Origin of the sequence: Pleurocapsa sp. FMAR1, from assembly GCF_963665995.1 — a bacterium.
Classification (GTDB): Bacteria; Cyanobacteriota; Cyanobacteriia; order Cyanobacteriales; family Xenococcaceae; genus Waterburya.
On sequence record NZ_OY762512.1, the window covers coordinates 2,223,042 to 2,238,514 of the forward strand.

16 protein-coding genes and 1 pseudogene are annotated in these 15,473 nt (G+C 36.5%); 6 read left to right on the forward strand and 11 right to left on the reverse strand.

The window, feature by feature from the left end; genetic code table 11:
• Nucleotides 1–68: 68 nt before the first annotated feature.
• Together SLP02_RS10845 and SLP02_RS10850 are read right to left on the reverse strand one after the other, a co-directional pair.
• Nucleotides 69–449, reverse strand: coding sequence for a hypothetical protein (locus SLP02_RS10845; protein ID WP_319420670.1), 381 nt, complete (start codon nucleotides 447–449; stop codon nucleotides 69–71).
• A 22-nt stretch (nucleotides 450–471) separates the two neighbouring features.
• Nucleotides 472–729, reverse strand: a complete 258-nt coding sequence (locus SLP02_RS10850; RefSeq protein ID WP_319420671.1) for a hypothetical protein — start codon at nucleotides 727–729, stop codon at nucleotides 472–474.
• 140 nt (nucleotides 730–869) lie between these two features.
• Here SLP02_RS10850 and SLP02_RS10855 point away from each other — a divergent pair, with 140 nt between their 5' ends.
• The 3 genes from SLP02_RS10855 (at nucleotide 870) to SLP02_RS10865 (ending at nucleotide 2,895) form a co-directional block, all read left to right on the forward strand.
• Nucleotides 870–1,004, forward strand: coding sequence for a hypothetical protein (locus SLP02_RS10855; protein WP_319420672.1), 135 nt, complete (start codon nucleotides 870–872; stop codon nucleotides 1,002–1,004).
• 103 nt (nucleotides 1,005–1,107) lie between these two features.
• Entirely contained in the window at nucleotides 1,108–2,169 is a 1,062-nt protein-coding gene (locus SLP02_RS10860; RefSeq protein WP_319420673.1) for an Mrp/NBP35 family ATP-binding protein, read from the forward strand.
• A gap of 318 nt (nucleotides 2,170–2,487) precedes the next feature.
• The gene (locus SLP02_RS10865; RefSeq protein WP_319420674.1) at nucleotides 2,488–2,895 is read left to right on the forward strand and encodes a hypothetical protein; all 408 of its coding nucleotides are present in this window, start codon (nucleotides 2,488–2,490) and stop codon (nucleotides 2,893–2,895) included.
• A gap of 31 nt (nucleotides 2,896–2,926) precedes the next feature.
• On the opposite strand, the gene SLP02_RS10870 is transcribed toward SLP02_RS10865, so the two are convergent.
• The 3 genes from SLP02_RS10870 to SLP02_RS10880 all read right to left on the reverse strand — a co-directional run bounded on the left by SLP02_RS10870 (nucleotide 2,927) and on the right by SLP02_RS10880 (nucleotide 5,459).
• Nucleotides 2,927–3,262 (reverse strand): hypothetical protein, encoded by a 336-nt coding sequence (locus SLP02_RS10870; protein WP_319420675.1) that lies wholly within the window; start codon nucleotides 3,260–3,262, stop codon nucleotides 2,927–2,929.
• Between the two features lie 322 nt (nucleotides 3,263–3,584).
• Nucleotides 3,585–4,847, reverse strand: coding sequence for a DUF4335 domain-containing protein (locus SLP02_RS10875; protein WP_319420676.1), 1,263 nt, complete (start codon nucleotides 4,845–4,847; stop codon nucleotides 3,585–3,587).
• 6 nt (nucleotides 4,848–4,853) lie between these two features.
• Nucleotides 4,854–5,459, reverse strand: coding sequence for a DUF3038 domain-containing protein (locus tag SLP02_RS10880; RefSeq protein WP_319420677.1), 606 nt, complete (start codon nucleotides 5,457–5,459; stop codon nucleotides 4,854–4,856).
• A gap of 304 nt (nucleotides 5,460–5,763) precedes the next feature.
• On the opposite strand from SLP02_RS10880, the gene SLP02_RS10885 reads away from it, so the two are divergent.
• A complete protein-coding gene (locus tag SLP02_RS10885) occupies nucleotides 5,764–6,000 on the forward strand; it encodes a hypothetical protein (RefSeq protein ID WP_319420678.1) in 237 nt (78 codons plus the stop codon).
• Nucleotides 6,001–6,059: 59 nt separating this feature from the next.
• Here the strand turns inward: SLP02_RS10885 and SLP02_RS10890 are convergent, their stop codons facing one another.
• The 3 genes and pseudogenes from SLP02_RS10890 to tilS all read right to left on the reverse strand — a co-directional run bounded on the left by SLP02_RS10890 (nucleotide 6,060) and on the right by tilS (nucleotide 7,983).
• Nucleotides 6,060–6,272 (reverse strand): hypothetical protein, encoded by a 213-nt coding sequence (locus SLP02_RS10890; RefSeq protein WP_319420679.1) that lies wholly within the window; start codon nucleotides 6,270–6,272, stop codon nucleotides 6,060–6,062.
• 219 nt (nucleotides 6,273–6,491) lie between these two features.
• Nucleotides 6,492–6,704, reverse strand: a pseudogene (locus tag SLP02_RS26630) (ATP-binding protein); the annotation flags it as partial.
• A 298-nt stretch (nucleotides 6,705–7,002) separates the two neighbouring features.
• Nucleotides 7,003–7,983, reverse strand: coding sequence for a tRNA lysidine(34) synthetase TilS (tilS, locus tag SLP02_RS10895; RefSeq protein WP_319420680.1), 981 nt, complete (start codon nucleotides 7,981–7,983; stop codon nucleotides 7,003–7,005).
• Nucleotides 7,984–8,410: 427 nt separating this feature from the next.
• On the opposite strand from tilS, the gene SLP02_RS10900 reads away from it, so the two are divergent.
• On the forward strand, nucleotides 8,411–9,493 hold the full coding sequence (locus tag SLP02_RS10900; RefSeq protein ID WP_319420681.1) for a response regulator: 1,083 nt from the start codon (nucleotides 8,411–8,413) through the stop codon (nucleotides 9,491–9,493).
• Nucleotides 9,494–9,741: 248 nt separating this feature from the next.
• On the opposite strand, the gene SLP02_RS10905 is transcribed toward SLP02_RS10900, so the two are convergent.
• Both SLP02_RS10905 and SLP02_RS10910 read right to left on the reverse strand, forming a co-directional pair.
• Nucleotides 9,742–10,938, reverse strand: a complete 1,197-nt coding sequence (locus tag SLP02_RS10905; RefSeq protein WP_319420682.1) for a DNA double-strand break repair nuclease NurA — start codon at nucleotides 10,936–10,938, stop codon at nucleotides 9,742–9,744.
• 21 nt (nucleotides 10,939–10,959) lie between these two features.
• Nucleotides 10,960–11,613 (reverse strand): L-threonylcarbamoyladenylate synthase, encoded by a 654-nt coding sequence (locus SLP02_RS10910; protein ID WP_319420683.1) that lies wholly within the window; start codon nucleotides 11,611–11,613, stop codon nucleotides 10,960–10,962.
• Nucleotides 11,614–11,708: 95 nt separating this feature from the next.
• Between SLP02_RS10910 and larC the strand changes: the two genes are divergently transcribed.
• Nucleotides 11,709–12,953: a nickel pincer cofactor biosynthesis protein LarC gene (larC, locus tag SLP02_RS10915; protein WP_319420684.1), complete on the forward strand. Its 1,245-nt coding sequence runs from the start codon at nucleotides 11,709–11,711 to the stop codon at nucleotides 12,951–12,953.
• A gap of 147 nt (nucleotides 12,954–13,100) precedes the next feature.
• Here larC and SLP02_RS10920 read toward each other — a convergent pair whose 3' ends face one another.
• Nucleotides 13,101–14,915, reverse strand: a complete 1,815-nt coding sequence (locus SLP02_RS10920; protein WP_319420685.1) for a class I SAM-dependent methyltransferase — start codon at nucleotides 14,913–14,915, stop codon at nucleotides 13,101–13,103.
• Between the last annotated feature and the right edge of the window lie 558 nt (nucleotides 14,916–15,473).

Consider the following 15,473-nt stretch of genomic DNA (forward strand, 5'->3'; position numbering starts at 1 on the left):
CGAAGTAACGTTGACTTTCATTCTATCGTCAAAAATAAGAATTATATAGCAAGTAAAATATTTTCATCTCATTTTTTTGACTGATAGTCGCGACAGTTTTTTGCCTCGTCAGTTAATACTTTGTCGGGATACAAAGCGCATTTGAGATAATTATTATTGTTATAGTAATAGCATTTAGGGCAGGCTATTTTAGAGTTGTCTTCGATGAATTTTAATTGATTATTGCTGGCTTTTTGAAACCCTATTTTAAATAAAAATCTTGTAGTTAAAAGCAAAAAGGCAATTAAGAATAAAATAGGTATATTGTCTACTTTAGTATTACTAAATTGCTTTTTCAATGGTTGGTTGATGCTAGGAGATAACTGTACAAAATTTTCATCAGCATCAATCTGCTGAAAATAAAGGTCGCTATTTTTATTGGAAGTAATATTTTTGCTGTTTAAATACATCGCTAAAATCTCTAATTGTTACTTACAGCGAAGCAATACTTTTTCGCTCAGCAGCCCGTTGGAGTAAGTTTCGCACCTCTGCATTAGTCGTTTGTAAAAAATTTTCATACCAAAGTCCGACAGAATTAAATGGTCTGGGAGCTTGCGTACACATAATCTTATTTACTTCAAGTTGAAACTCATGGCAGATTTTGGGAGCGGCTACTGGTACGGCAACAGCCAGCATTGTCGCACCAGTGGCAATGCCGTCATCGACTAAAATTACGGTGCGATCGCGCAACAGCTTATTGATAATTTAATCGTAGTAAAATAGATATTTGTCTGACTCCAACTAAGGTTAGAGAAATGTTTCAATAGCTACGAACTACGAACAGTATTGCCAATAATCATATTTGCCTTGAACATTTTCTTGCCAAATCAATGGCTGAACTATTTCCTGATAACTGGATTTATATTCATAGTCCTGAATTTAAAATAGGCAGAATTCAAAACTTCAAAAACTGGAGTAAAGCAACGGTTAGCGATTTAATTGCTTTGATGAACCGTTTGCATTGATAATTAATTGCAGGTAACAATACTTAGTTCAAATAACAGCGATGAGTTTGATGGCTTTTGTTGACCAGGCGCGATCGCTTTTAAAAGGAGAATAGGTTAAATAATGTTGGATACACAATCGGTTTTAGAAGTATTACGTCCCGTACAAGACCCTGAGCTACAAAAAAGTCTTGTGGAGCTTAATATGATTCGTAATGTGTCGGTAGACGGCGGAAAAGTCAGCTTTACTTTGGTGCTGACCACTCCCTCTTGTCCTCTACGAGAATTTATTGTCGAAGATTGTCAAACTGCGGTCAAAACTCTTCCAGATGTAGAAACCGTAGACGTTGAAGTTACCGCAGAAACCCCCCAGCAAAAATCGCTTCCCGATCGCACTTCTGTCCCAGGTATTAAGAATATTATTGCTATTTCTAGTGGTAAAGGTGGTGTAGGTAAAAGCTCGGTGGCAGCTAATGTAGCGGTTGCCCTGGCTGCCCAAGGCTCTAAAGTTGGTTTGTTAGATGCAGACATCTATGGCCCTAATGCCCCCAATATGTTTGGCTTATCTGATGCCAAAATCGCCGTCAAACAGGGCATCAATGGCGAAATACTCGAACCAGCATTTAATCATGGGGTTAAGTTAGTTTCTATGGCGTTTCTAATTGACCCAGATCAGCCCGTAATTTGGCGGGGTCCTATGCTTAACGGAATCATTCGTCAGTTTCTTTATCAGGTAGAGTGGGGCGAACTTGACTACTTAATTGTGGATATGCCCCCTGGTACAGGAGATGCTCAATTAACTATGGCTCAAGCCGTACCTATGGCGGGGGCAGTAATTGTTACTACTCCTCAAACTGTATCGTTAATTGATGCCCGTCGTGGTTTAAAAATGTTCCAGCAGCTAGGAGTAAACCTACTGGGAATTGTAGAGAACATGAGCTACTTTATTCCCCCAGATATGCCTGATAAGAGTTACGATCTGTTTGGTTCAGGAGGTGGCGAAAGAACGGCGAAAGAACTCGATATTCCTTTGCTTGGCTGTGTTCCTTTAGAAATTGCCTTGAGAGAAGGAGGCGATAACGGAACGCCTATTGTAGTTGCCGATCCAGATTGCGCTTCTGCAAAAGCTCTAGTTGCGATCGCTGAACAAATTGCTGCCAAAGTGTCTATTGCCGCTTTTGCCTAAGTTGTCAACTAAGCTTTTAATTGACAAGTAAGGAAAGTTAATAACTGATGTTACTTGTCTTTTCTGTTGGTAAATAGATTCAGGTTGGCTTTACCGTCGTCGTGGGTTTAAAGCCTTCTCACGTCAGAGGACTTTTTTAGTTTTTAGTTTTTAGTTTCAACTAGATACCTGCTTGGGCTTGGCAATCTAACTTTTTTTGCGCTATACTCAAAGATCAACTAATAACTTTAAATTACCTACCATTCTACGACGGTGAGCAGTAAATCAAACTTGCAATGGTAGTGTGTATTAAGAATAATTTATTTAATATATTAATTTATGTCTCAGCTAGAACGGCTCATTATGATGGCAGAAGACGAGCTAACAGAATATAGTAGTGATGCTCGAAAAATAGAAAAGCTACGGCGCAAAATCGGCTTATCTGTACCGCCAGCAGAACAAAAAGAGGTCAAAGCAGCATTATTAGAAAAAATGCCTAAAGGCTTTTTTGGTAAGTTGATTGAAGAACAGCGTCAAACAGTAGCTTTACCTTTTTGGGGAATTGCTGGATTGGGATTACTATTTGGAATTTCTTTGCGTCAGCCAGTGGATTTTCTCGCTCCTGCTATTGGTATTCCTCTTGCTTTCAATATTCAAAAACGGGGTTGGCAATTACAGGCAAAACGCATTTTGCTTAAAACCTTAGAAGAGATTGAAGAACGAAGCAAACAACCAATCAAAGATTAAATAATACTGCTGTAAGTTAAATCATCAACGGCTAAGACTGACATATATCTTCCCTAATTTGAAGTTGATTAATTTCTGGTTGTTTCTCAACACAAAAATCTTTAATTTCTTCGCTTAATTCTTCTAGCTCTTTACTGACTTCTACTATTTCCTTATTTACCTCTTTAGCTTTACTGATATCTATTTCTTCTGTTATGTCGTTTAATCTCTCTTTAGAGATATCAATGCACTTACTATCAAGGCGAACATAGGTTTCATAAGGGCAGCCGTTTTCGGCTGTAACATATTGTTTAACAAACAAAGGTAGACACAAGGCTATTAAAGGTAAGGTAATTTTAAGATTATGAACCCGTTCTTTTTTAGCCATACCATCAACCCTAGCTGAATATTATATTTGTCTTCCTTTACAACTGTGGTTGATTTTGAGCCATTTTTGCTTGATTTGGATCACAATAAAATGTGATAGTTGTTATTTATTGCTTGATGCTTAACTCAATTGATTAATATTGTAGTATAGTATGCTATTTATGTAAAAATGGGCTGAGTTTTCGGGGAATTAAAGAGCTTTCTCTGCCCAAAAATGCCCCAAACAAAAGGCGATCGCGCCAGCAAAATAGACTTCCAAGCAAGAGAATCACTATTACCCAAACGGTGTTGAGGTAATATAAAGGCGATATAAAGAGTAAAAGCTATTCAGCAAAAGTTTTTACTCCATCCTCAGGATCTAATAGTAGACGAATTACTGATTTTTGAGATTTAGTAATAGGAGAAATAAATGATTCTCCTTTCACAGGAATATTAGTTTGACTTAAGTATAATTCTGAAGCTTTGCCCAAAGGAACTACTCGTTTGATTGAGCCATTAGGGTTAAGATATAAACGATATTCAAGACTTTGTTTTAGATCTTTGGGAGGTTGCCATTTATCTTGAAAATAGACTTTAATTTCTTGTAATTGAGCAGATTGAGATGAGTTTTGATCGACTAAACCTAAATCTTCAGGCGATTCTGAGGGTAAATTGTTAACTTTTGCGGACTTAGATTCATTGGATTCAACTGAATTAATTTCGGTTTTCGGCTGGGGATTAAGTCTGGCTATTTTCTGCTCTTTAGTTTCGGCAGGAGTTACAGTATTTAAGCGCGATCGCTCGCCTACTCGATCTAGTGGATAGTCAGCAGGATCGGGGATATTCGGTTTGGGTTTGGGGGTATCTACTGCTGGGGGAGGTGGTAGTTTTTTGGTCGATGTAAGTGGTTCATTCGATTTTAGTTTGGCAGTTGCTTTTCTATCTATCTTTGGTATTTTAGGAGGTACAATTTCATTGAATCGAGGAGTCTTTTCGATATTTTGAGAATCTGATTTGGAGTCGGTGGCAACATTTTGAGAATCTGGAGATTTTAAGAAGATACCAGTAATCCCCACCGCAGCTATAGTTGCAGCAGCTATAGTACCCCAGAGAGGAATTGTTTTGTTAAGTTGAGTTTGTTTTAGTTCGGGTAAGGCTACAAATTGGGTTGTGTATGCTTCTAAAGCAGTGACTAAATCAAATAACTGCACTGTGCTTAGTTGAATATTGTCCGCAGCAGCGTCATGAGTTAGATTAGCCAAAAATAATTGATGAGCAACTAATCCTTTGGATTTTAAACAAGGATAATTATTATTTAATTTATGGTCTATTTTTAAATCTACGTTTGATTTAGTTGCAGGATTTAGACTAGCGTGTAAAAATTCTTGAACATATCTATCAACTGCTATTTTCAACTGTTCTAAGTCTGATTGACCGCCTTTAATTTTGACCTGCTTGCTAGTAGGTAATCGTGGATCATCAAAGCTCAATTGAAATTGAAGTTTTTTAAGCATTTCTTGATTTGCCCAGCGAGATAAAGGAGGTTTATTGCCTTTTATTTCTAAAGTGCAGGTAGGAGGTGTAAAACGATGAAATGTAATAGACATGATAGATTATTGATTTTTATCAGGCACTAAAGTTGCATCAAAAATTGCAACCCAAAGTAAACAATGACCATTATTACTACTATAAAATAACAAGCTTATTAATAGCTTCCAGGCTAATTCTGACAAAGATTCTATCGACAATGTATCAGAATCATTAATTCTTTCGTGATAGTAATTAATAAATTTATCCAAGTATTTTTCTAGCAAAGCAGTCTGACGAGGTGTTTTATTTTGTTCTGCTGTTTGTTCTAACAAGCTAACGGCACGACGAAGCAATTCTTGATGTTGATTTGCTAAATAACAAATAATTAATACCAAAGAGCGTGCTTCTTCTACATCTAGTTTTTTTCTTTTCCCAGTACTTTTACGCAGAGGATTTGATGCTCTTAATCGCCATAAAGTTAAACGCTCGCCGACAATAGATTCTAAGTTTAAATCTTTAGCAGCCTCGATAATAGCTTCAGAGCTAATATTGGCGATCGCTTCTAAAGCTAATATTGCTAAATCTAAATAAGATTTTATATTTTCTAGTCGATCATCACCAATCAATTTTGGCGTAGCTAAGTCTTGCCATCTTGATGAATCAGCAGTGTTTTTAGTAGTGGATGGCATAAGCCGTCAAGCATTCAATTTATTTGTTAAGGTTGATGGGAAGATAGGAAAATGGGGAGCTAATTTAACCATTTGCTTTCTAACTAAATAATAGGCAATTTCAATGCAGATTAGCTTAATCACTAAAAGTAGGCAGAAAAATTGAAAACTCAAATCAAATTGATTTAGAAATAAAAATTCATAAATATTAGCTACGATGTAGTTTATAAAAACTTTATTAGTATTTAACGATTATTACTGTTTTCTCAAACAGATTGTAACCTGCATAATTAACTTTATATAAGAATAAATTTTTTAATTAAAAATGACTCTGTACTTATCTGGTGCTGTTGCATACTGTATTTTCCTAATCTATAAGATGTTTAGCGAGCGAGAATGTTCCAAAACAGAAGGAATATCTTGGATTGTGATTACAATCGCTTCTTTATTATGGGTAATTGTCATTCCGATATCAATTATCGAAATCCAGAGCAAAACTAAAGTAAAAGCTCAATCAAGCATACAGACAAAACAAATAAACTCTGGTTTAGAGATACATTAGTTGACAAGTTGAGATACTAAGGTGTTTGTCATCGGTTTAAAGCTCTTAGCTTTTGGCTCTTAGCTTTCAAGAGGTCTATTAAACACAATCCATTCCCCCAAGACTTGGGCGATCGCTCCTCCCGGTAAACTAGAGGTACAGCTTTTATTAGGTGCGGATATTAGCTGCACTACTGCTTCTATTTGGGCAAAATTTGGCTGTTTGGAGATTATATAGCCGCACCAAGTTAAATTAGCGGTGCGACCCCCTAAAGGGTGAAACAGTTTGCTCAACGGGTCACAGACCTGCAACGCAACTGTTTCACCGCGTCGCCGACAGAGCGGGTGGAAACGGCTCCGTCCAGGAGCCTGTCTTGAGACAGTTGTTCATGGGGGAAACCCCCAAGACCACACTGTCTCGCTGTTCCACACCCGAAGTTCAAGGGAACGCTCGAATCAGAGTAACGAGTAACGAGTTTTAAGAAATGTCTATCACGTTTACACGTAATGCTATAAGTTCAGAATAGGACGCGTCAAAATAATCTCTGGTGTCAAAGGACGTTGCCAGCTTAATGCACCCAAGCCATCTGCTCCAGCACCACGAATTAGGTTGTATAAAAATGTTTCGGCGCGATCGCTTTAAGTATGTCCTGTAACAACATACTTAAATCCTTTTTCTTCGGCAATTTCTACTAAAGTCTGATAACGCCACTTTTTGTAACCTGCATAATTAATTTTATACAAGAATAAATTTTTTGATTAAAAATGACTCTATACTTATCTGGTGCTGTTGCATACTGTATTTTCATAATCTATAAGATGTTTAGCGAGCGAGAATGTTCCAAAATAGAAGGAATATCTTGGATTGTGATTACAATCGCTTTCTTATTCTGGGTAATTGTCATTCCAATCTCAATTATCGAAATCCAGAGCAAAACTAAAGTAAAAGCTCAATCAAACATATAAACGAAAGTGATAAGTTAAGACACTACGCTGTTTGTCATCGGTTTAAAGCTTTTAGCTCTTAGCTTTCAAGAGGTCTATTAAACACAATCCATTCCCCCAAGACTTGGGCGATCGCTCCTCCTGGTAAGCTAGAGGTACGGCTTTTATTAGGTGCGGATATTAGCTGTACTACTGCTTCTATTTGGGCAAAATTTGGCTGTTTGGAGATTATAGAAGGCAAAAATTGACGAATTGCTCGACGTTGAATTGCAATGGGTGCAGAGCGCAAACCTAGGCGATTTAATTGATTATCTTTTTTTACTTCCTGTAATAGTTTCTGGGCTTCAGCTTCTAAGTATTCTACATCTGCTCGTAATAATTCTGCGGTTTGTGCCAAAGAGTTTTCCACCTGGGGATTAAAATTGGCTTGCAGGTAAGGAATTAACTCGCCACGAATGCGATTACGGGCATATTTATTATTTTCGTTAACCACATCAAACCAGATAGGTAAGTCAAATTGCTGACAAAATTCTAGAGTTTGGCGACGATATAAGTTCAAAATGGGACGCACCAAGATTATCTCTGGTGTCAAAGGACGTTGCCAGCTTAATGCACCTAAGCCATCTGCCCCTGCACCACGAATCAGGTTATATAAAAATGTTTCGGCGCGATCGCTTTTTGTATGTCCTGTAACAACATACTTAAATCCTTTTTCTTCGGCAATTTCTACTAAAGCCTGATAACGCCACTTTCTAGCAGCAGCTTCGGTTTCTTGAAGAAGATTAGCAATTTTTAGATAAAAGGGTAACTGCCAAATATGAGCTACCTCCCTTACTCTTTGGGCAATTCCTGCGTCTGTTGACCATTGATGATCGCAGTGAGCGATCGCTAATTGCCAATCCCATTTTGAGCATAGATCTAGCAACAGCTTACCTAAACATAATGAATCTTGACCTCCTGATACAGCAATTAGAATTTTGGCTTTTTTGGGCAAAAGAGATCGTTTTCGCAGAGTTTTATGTACTTTTGTCTGAATTTGAGTCCAATTTGCTTGAGGCATATTGTAATAACATATAGAAATTGGCGATGGAATTAATTATTATCAATTTAGTTTCAAACTTTAAAAAACTAATTGTGATTAAATTCTCAACTTATCATCTCGAAATTGATTAAGCTTCTTTTCAAGCAGTAGAATCAATAAGTTAAATAAGGTTATTAGGCAAAAATAACCTTATTTGAGCGATTTCTGGTACTTTTACCTATTTATCTTTTAATTAACTTAGGTCATGTTCATTAAATTTGTAATCTATAAATAACTAATTGCTGTGCGAAAGGCAGCCTAATAAAGGAATAAAGATTAAGTAAAGTAATTTGCATTTGAAAAAATCATAGGTAATTATTATATATAAGTAATAACTAGTACCAATAAATACTGATAAAAACTTGGTTCAGAGTAAAGTTCTTTTGTAAGTTCAAAATATTTGATTATGATTCGTATATTACTGGTTGATGACCAAAAAACGGTTATAGAAGCCCTAAAAATCTCTTTAGAACCTGAGCAGGATTTACAAATTGTGGGAACTGCTGATAATGGTATTTCTGCTATTGAACAAGTTGAAGCACTGCAACCCGATATTGTGGTCATGAATATGGAGATGCCTATCTTAGATGGGGCTAGTGCTACCAAAAGAATCACAAGTCAATTTGTGAACACTAAAGTTTTGATACTTACTTCCTATGACAGTGATGAATATATTACTAAATCATTGGCGATGGGAGCTAGAGGTTACCTATTAAAAAATACAGACTCACAAGACATTGCTGGAGCTATTCGCAATGTTCACAAAGGCTATACACAGATATCTCCTGGACTGCTAGAAAAGCTATTAGTGTATACAGATTCAGGAATAATACTGAGTAAGCTAAAAAATCCTGTAACCGCCCCTCAACAGGGAGGCATTTCCACTCGACAAGTTATGGGTAAATCACAAAAAACTGCTTCTACTTTGCAGCTTGCTTATCGTCAGCAACAAAAAGAAATTGTTAAATTGCGGCAAAGTCTGAACGAAAATCAACAGGAATTACCAAAAATCAGGCGAAACCTTGCTAACAATAGTAAATCAGTCTGGATGATTGCGATATTGGGACTACTTTCAATAGCAGCAATTAGTTTATTTTTGCTTAAGCTTTACAATAAGACAAACACTATTCAAGCCAAAGCTGAAAGTATTCAAATTAATATTATTCCTATGGAAAGAGTTGGTTTATATGGAGAATTTAGTCTTAGTGGTCTTGCTGAAAGAGTAGCAAAATCCTATAAGAATGATTCATCACTGGCTGATATTTCTACTGTTTATGTAGCACAAGAGGATGACGCTATCGTTTTAAAAGGGAAAATTCCTAATGCTGCGCTGCTTAGCAAAATGGAAAATCTTGCCAAGCAAGTTCCTGGAGTAAATAAAGTTTATACTAGTCAAGTTTCAATCCAACAAGTCTCAGGCGAAAATGTTCTGGGTTCCCAGGCAATGGATTTTTTGCTTGAATCAACAATCTCAATTAAAAATGAATAATGATTGAGGAATTAAAATCTCAAAATCGCGATCGCGTGAGGGCGCGCAAGCCGTTGCAGACTCAGGCATCCCTTAAGAACTTATCGATTAATTAAGAAATAGCATCTATAAATTATTATTATTGTGGGCAATAAGTCTTAGGTAAAACGACAAAAAAACGTATTTATTTTGCCCACCCTAAGAGAAAGCGATCGCACTGAACAAGACAAACTTTAATTGTTAATTGTTAATTGATAACTGATAATTGTTTAAGCGATACTACCTCGCTTACGAGCTTCTTTATAAGATGTTCCCACGTTGCGTAAACCTGCTTTAATTAACTGTTGCTCTAAGAGTCCAAAAAAGCGAGCGCGATCGCCTCCCCGAACTACCGCTTGATTATGTGCCTCTGCAAGGGCAACGGGATAACCATAGCCTTTATGTACCTGAGCCAGTACAATACTCAAAGAGCGATCGAATAAATCCTTGTCTTCTACTACCCAAGCAGGGACTTCAATCCGAGCTATTTCTGTTCCTACGTTGACATAGCAAAAATAAACCCGTTGAGCATCTTCATAAAGATCGAGAATACGTAAGTTACTGCGGTATAAAGGACTTCTTTGCCCTGGTAGTAGCTGACTACTCCAAAAAGTTGAATCACGCAAAGAGTCAATTTTCTGACAGGGATAGTTATTGACTAAATCACCACAGTTAACTACACAGTTGGGGTGTTCATGCTCACAGGTTTGTAAACGCAAAAAGTTTAGTCCTTCTGTACTGCGGGAGGCACTTACATAACCCACCATCGGAATTTTGGTGGCTCTTAGTCGTTCACAAGCAGCCAAAATTGGCGGTAATATTTTATCCCGCGCTTCAACAGGCAAACCATCTAAAAACCAGTAAATTAACGATCCATCTACCAAAGCCAGATTAGGAGTATCATAATGTTCTCCTGGGGGAAGCACCCAGTTACAGGCTATATCCGCCAAAATTTCTGCCTCGGAAACTGTACGCCGATAACCCATCCATTCTTCTAGACGAATACCCCATTGTCTAGAAACATATAAATCTTCAGTCTTATAAAATACTTCTGGTACGCTATCTAATACAGGATGTAGACTCTGCCCATAGTGGATCATAATCTGACCAATATTAATTAAGTAGCAATAGGCAATTTCGTGGTGGGAAGGGGAAATTTGAGAACCATCTGTCGCAAAAACGCTATGGCTATAGGGAGCTATAGGAATATCAAAACACCGATCTAAAGGTTCGATGGGTGTGGCAGCAGCAAATAAAAGGCGATCGCGAAAATCAGCTTGAGTTGCAATTAATTTTGCTTGGGTACTAGCTGCTTGCTGCTGTAGCTTTTTAGCCAGTTCTAAACGTTCGCCAGAGGCGATCGCCTCTTTGTGCATATGTTGACTAATACCTGGAATTTGTCCCGCTATTTTCGATAGATCTAGCATTTTATGATGATGAGTTGTTAGTTAATGTACTACATTCAACCAGTTTTCTACCTCTTGCCAACCTAAACCCTGACGTATTACTTCTGGTTCATCGGTGGCAAAATTAAGGATAGTTGAGACATTAAAACCTGGGTCAATACCATTATCAATAATTATATCTACCTGATTTTCTAGAGCATCAAAAAGATAAGCTTTTTCCACATTCACAGTAGGGTATTCGCCATCTTCATTTCTAATATGTGCCGATGTCGAAATCAGGGGATTACCTAAGCTTTCCAGTAATGCTTGACATAGGACATTATCTGGGACTCTGATCCCAGTTGTCTTGCGTTTAGGACTCATTACTAGCTTTGGCACTTGTTTACTAGCAGGAAGTAAAAACGTATATGGTCCAGGAATTAGATGTTTCATAATCCGATAGGCGCGATCGCTTACCGTAGCGTATTGAGATATATTAGATAAAGAAGAACATAAAAAAGTCAGAGGTTTATCGTTAGACATCTGCTTAATTCTTCTCACTTTTTCGACTGCCGATTTGACGCTGAGATCGCAGCCAATAGCATAAACTGTATCGGTAGGATATAACATTACCGCCCCTTTTTTTAGTTCAGCGACAATCTGCTCGATAGTTCTTGGTTGGGGATTATGGGGATGTAACTCGTGTAAAATAGCCATGGAAATTAGCAAATAGTAGTGAATATTTTTGTCTGACCAATCTATACAAAGGCTAAAATCATTTCAAGATTGAGCAAGTATATTGATGGTGTTTTATGGGCAAGATTGGTTATTTAGAATGTCCTACAGGAATTGCTGGGGATATGTGTTTGGGAGCATTAGTAGATTGTGGTCTACCCTGGCAATATTTGGTTAGTGGTCTCAAAAGTTTGGGTATAGAACAAGAGTATCAACTAAGAACTGAAAAAGTTATTCGCAATGGACAATCAGCAACTAAAGTTTATGTTGATTTGCAACCAGAACATAGGTCTACTGACAAAGAGCATCACCATCATCATTATGCTGCCAGACATTTACCAGAGATAAAAAAATTAATTAGCTCTGCCACTTTACCAGATAGAGTCAAGCAATGGAGTCTAGATGTTTTTCAGCATTTAGCGATCGCCGAAGGTGCAGTTCACGGTATTTCCCCCGAAAAAGTCCATTTTCATGAGGTAGGTGCAACGGATGCCATCGTCGATATTGTCGGCACCTGCATTGGTTTAGACTGGCTAGATATCGAGCGGCTATATTGTTCGCCCATGCCCACTGGAGGCGGTACAATTAGGGCTGCTCACGGGATATTGTCTGTTCCCGTACCTGCGGTAGTCAAGCTGTGGTCAACAAGGGAAGTGCCAATCTATAGTAATGGTATCAAAAAAGAGCTAGTTACACCAACTGGTGCAGCGATCGCCATTACTCTGGCTGCCGATTTTGGTGAACCCCCTGCCATGAAACTAGCTAAAATTGGTCTGGGTGCAGGTTCGCGAGATCTAGAGATTCCTAATATTCTCCGTTTGTGGATCGGCGAAAGCCTCGAATCAGCAGCACAGCCACAGATAAGCTTAAAGCAAGAAACTATTACGGTACTCGAAACCCAAATCGACGATCTCAATCCTCAAGTGGTGGCATATACCCTTGAACGGTTGATAGCTGCTGGTGCATTAGATGTATTTACCCAAAGCATCATCATGAAAAAATCGCGATCGGGTATTTTGTTGACGGTTATCTGTCGTCCTGAATTAGTGAATACTTGCAAAGCGATAATCTTCGCTGAAACAACTACTTTAGGTATTAGGGAACGCTCTCAACAAAGGAGTATTCTTAATCGAGAAATAAAGTCCGTAGAAACTGAATACGGTGCGGTAAGAGTCAAAATTGCTAGCTGGACTCAAGGGGATCGAGAGCAAATTATTAATGTGCAGCCAGAGTATGAAGACTGTGCAATTTTAGCCCGCAAACATAATGTTCCTTGGCGGAAAGTATCACAAAAAGTTATTGAAGTTTGGGACAAGAGTTGAGTAACAGGCTTTTGCCACAAATCATTAATAAATACGTCAATGTTTAGGATTTGAAGGTCCAGGCGATCGCTTGTTTGAATTACAGTTTTAAGATTGTGAGCGAATCAGAAAGACCAAGACCTTAATTTTCATTGGCATTATTTATTGCTAGTTTTTTAAGAATACGTAAAATTCATTATGGGGTCTTGTTACATCACGCGATGAATGTAATTGTAATGGTATATATTGTGCGCACCGTAGTTCATTCATAACATTAGCAAAAGATTCATAGGTGAAAACATTACAATGTACATCAACATAAACATTTTCGTTCAACCTTTTTTGAGCTTCATCCATAGCATCTTTAGCGTTACGAAAGCGATTTTTTTCTAATAAATGCTGATAATTATTATTCCAGACATCATCAGCTTTAATTGGTCTATGATAATAAAGCTGATCGCAGATTTGATGAATATTGGGAGCTTTCAAATTATGCAGATTATTAAGAATCAACTCTTCTGAAGATGTTAATGATCGCAGCTTATCAAAAGTATATTCCTTATGAGGTATTGTTAAAAACAAAAATCCATCTTTTTTCAAAATTAAAGATATATCTTGTAACCACTTAATAATGTTGGGAATATGTTCAATAACGTGATTGGCTATTACTAAATCAAACTTTTTATCAATGCAGTCGCTATAACGTTCACCTTTGATAACATAGTCTACATCTACAGCATTTTTGGCTCGTTGAGGCTTAATATTAGAATGATTTTTAGCTAATTCCTCTTTGGAAAAATAATCACAATAATATATATTTGCATCACTTTTAGTAAATGTAGGCTTATCAAACGCTCCTATCTCAAGTACTTCTGTTTCTAATAAATTATTGATGACTTTTTTAATGTATTGACGTCTTTGTTGAATTTTCTCTAGTTTTGTAGATGTAAGTGAAGTCTTATTAGCGGTTATGGCCTTCATAGTCAAAACTTCTTTGGCAATTTTAATTTTTTTCTTTAATGAAGCTTTGTCGGGACGACCATGACCTTCAACACCGTCATAACTATCGAAAACAGACTGATTTCCCTGATTTTTTCCAGAAAATAATTCTTGATATAGCCGATAAAAATCGAAATTTCTATTATGCAAATTATCATTAATATTGGCTAATAAATATATATTTGGTACGCTATTTATATTTTTTTTAAATCTATGTCGACAGCAAACGCGATCGCCAAATTTGTTAAGCAGCGTTTGGCGATCATCTGTTCCAAGCAAAGTTTTCATAACCTTGGTTAGACCATACGTATGTATCTGACTATTTATTGATAAAACTTGAACTTTCTGATTAAAATAAGTGCTAGTTAATAAAGCACCCATAGCACCAGCAGATGAACCAAACAATAGTGTATTCTGCAAACTTACGTGTACATTGCTACAAATACTTTCAATAACTATACTAATTAATTCAGTATAGTTTAATTCTTGAGTTCCTACATAGAAACTAGACATTAATCCAGGAAGGAAATGACCTGGATCGCTAATACATATTGTGGAGATATTATCTGTAAAAGCAGACATAATACCCTCGAAAATCACCTTTTCTTTATCTAAACTATAATCTTTTTGAGACAAAGATATATCCATTTTTGCAGCGCTTTGAAAGTAAACATTCAATTCGCGACAATCATCTTGTAAGTAACAAAACAAGTAAAAAAAAGGGATATTGTCTATTGTCAATTCTGAAGGAAAGTAGATTTTATATACTACTGGCTCACCAATAAATATTTCAGATGAATTTATCCCTTTTTCTGATTTATTAATGGTAATTTCTCTAAACAAATTGGGTATGTAGCCAAATACTTGCTTATTAACTTTACTTGAGTTTTCCTTCAGGGAAGAAGTTAACAACTGAGCTATTTTTGAATATTCTAGTTTACTTTGATATGTTTTTAATTTTTCAACTAGGCTTTCTTGAATCATAGTTTAACCTTAGTATGCTCTATAGGGATATTCTGCTGCTTTTCTATCAATAGAATATTAAAACTACCGATTATAATAATTGACGGCTATAAAATTTTATGATTTAGCAATATTGATAATATTTTTGTCTTTTAAAACTGAGTTTAAGCTATTTGAATTTTTATTTGCTTAAGAATCATGTGCTGTTTATCAAAAAAAGCAAAAAATTATTTCCTAAAAGTTTTGAGTTAACTGCTTAAGCTTTGAAGACAATTTCAAGCTCTAAGTAAAAATAACACGGTATTTTAACAAATAGGCTCAGTGGTATTACGGAATTCTGTCTGTAACTCATTAACGTTAACTAAAAGTCTTATTTATCTAGCCATTTAAACTACATAGATAAATTTTTCCATACTAAACTTAGTGTTTTTACTTAAGTTTATTTGTTTAAGTATATTTTTTTTATCGGTGTTTTTACTCATATCAAAATTGCTTAAGCAATGCTATCTTGATGTACAACTATCTTCTAAAAATAGAATAGAGGTATGCAAGGCTTTTAAACATTTTTATTATCTAAAT

What these genes read in the sequence shown, in the direction of transcription:
- SLP02_RS10845 (WP_319420670.1), bottom strand. Translation starts at nt 449, where the DNA reads ATGTATTTAAACAGCAAAAATATTACTTCCAATAAAAATAGCGACCTT.
- SLP02_RS10855 (WP_319420672.1), top strand. Translation starts at nt 870, where the DNA reads ATGGCTGAACTATTTCCTGATAACTGGATTTATATTCATAGTCCTGAA.
- SLP02_RS10860 (WP_319420673.1), top strand. Translation starts at nt 1,108, where the DNA reads ATGTTGGATACACAATCGGTTTTAGAAGTATTACGTCCCGTACAAGAC.
- SLP02_RS10865 (WP_319420674.1), top strand. Translation starts at nt 2,488, where the DNA reads ATGTCTCAGCTAGAACGGCTCATTATGATGGCAGAAGACGAGCTAACA.
- SLP02_RS10870 (WP_319420675.1), bottom strand. Translation starts at nt 3,262, where the DNA reads ATGGCTAAAAAAGAACGGGTTCATAATCTTAAAATTACCTTACCTTTA.
- SLP02_RS10875 (WP_319420676.1), bottom strand. Translation starts at nt 4,847, where the DNA reads ATGTCTATTACATTTCATCGTTTTACACCTCCTACCTGCACTTTAGAA.
- SLP02_RS10880 (WP_319420677.1), bottom strand. Translation starts at nt 5,459, where the DNA reads ATGCCATCCACTACTAAAAACACTGCTGATTCATCAAGATGGCAAGAC.
- SLP02_RS10885 (WP_319420678.1), top strand. Translation starts at nt 5,764, where the DNA reads ATGACTCTGTACTTATCTGGTGCTGTTGCATACTGTATTTTCCTAATC.
- tilS (WP_319420680.1), bottom strand. Translation starts at nt 7,983, where the DNA reads ATGCCTCAAGCAAATTGGACTCAAATTCAGACAAAAGTACATAAAACT.
- SLP02_RS10900 (WP_319420681.1), top strand. Translation starts at nt 8,411, where the DNA reads ATGATTCGTATATTACTGGTTGATGACCAAAAAACGGTTATAGAAGCC.
- SLP02_RS10905 (WP_319420682.1), bottom strand. Translation starts at nt 10,938, where the DNA reads ATGCTAGATCTATCGAAAATAGCGGGACAAATTCCAGGTATTAGTCAA.
- SLP02_RS10910 (WP_319420683.1), bottom strand. Translation starts at nt 11,613, where the DNA reads ATGGCTATTTTACACGAGTTACATCCCCATAATCCCCAACCAAGAACT.
- larC (WP_319420684.1), top strand. Translation starts at nt 11,709, where the DNA reads ATGGGCAAGATTGGTTATTTAGAATGTCCTACAGGAATTGCTGGGGAT.
- SLP02_RS10920 (WP_319420685.1), bottom strand. Translation starts at nt 14,915, where the DNA reads ATGATTCAAGAAAGCCTAGTTGAAAAATTAAAAACATATCAAAGTAAA.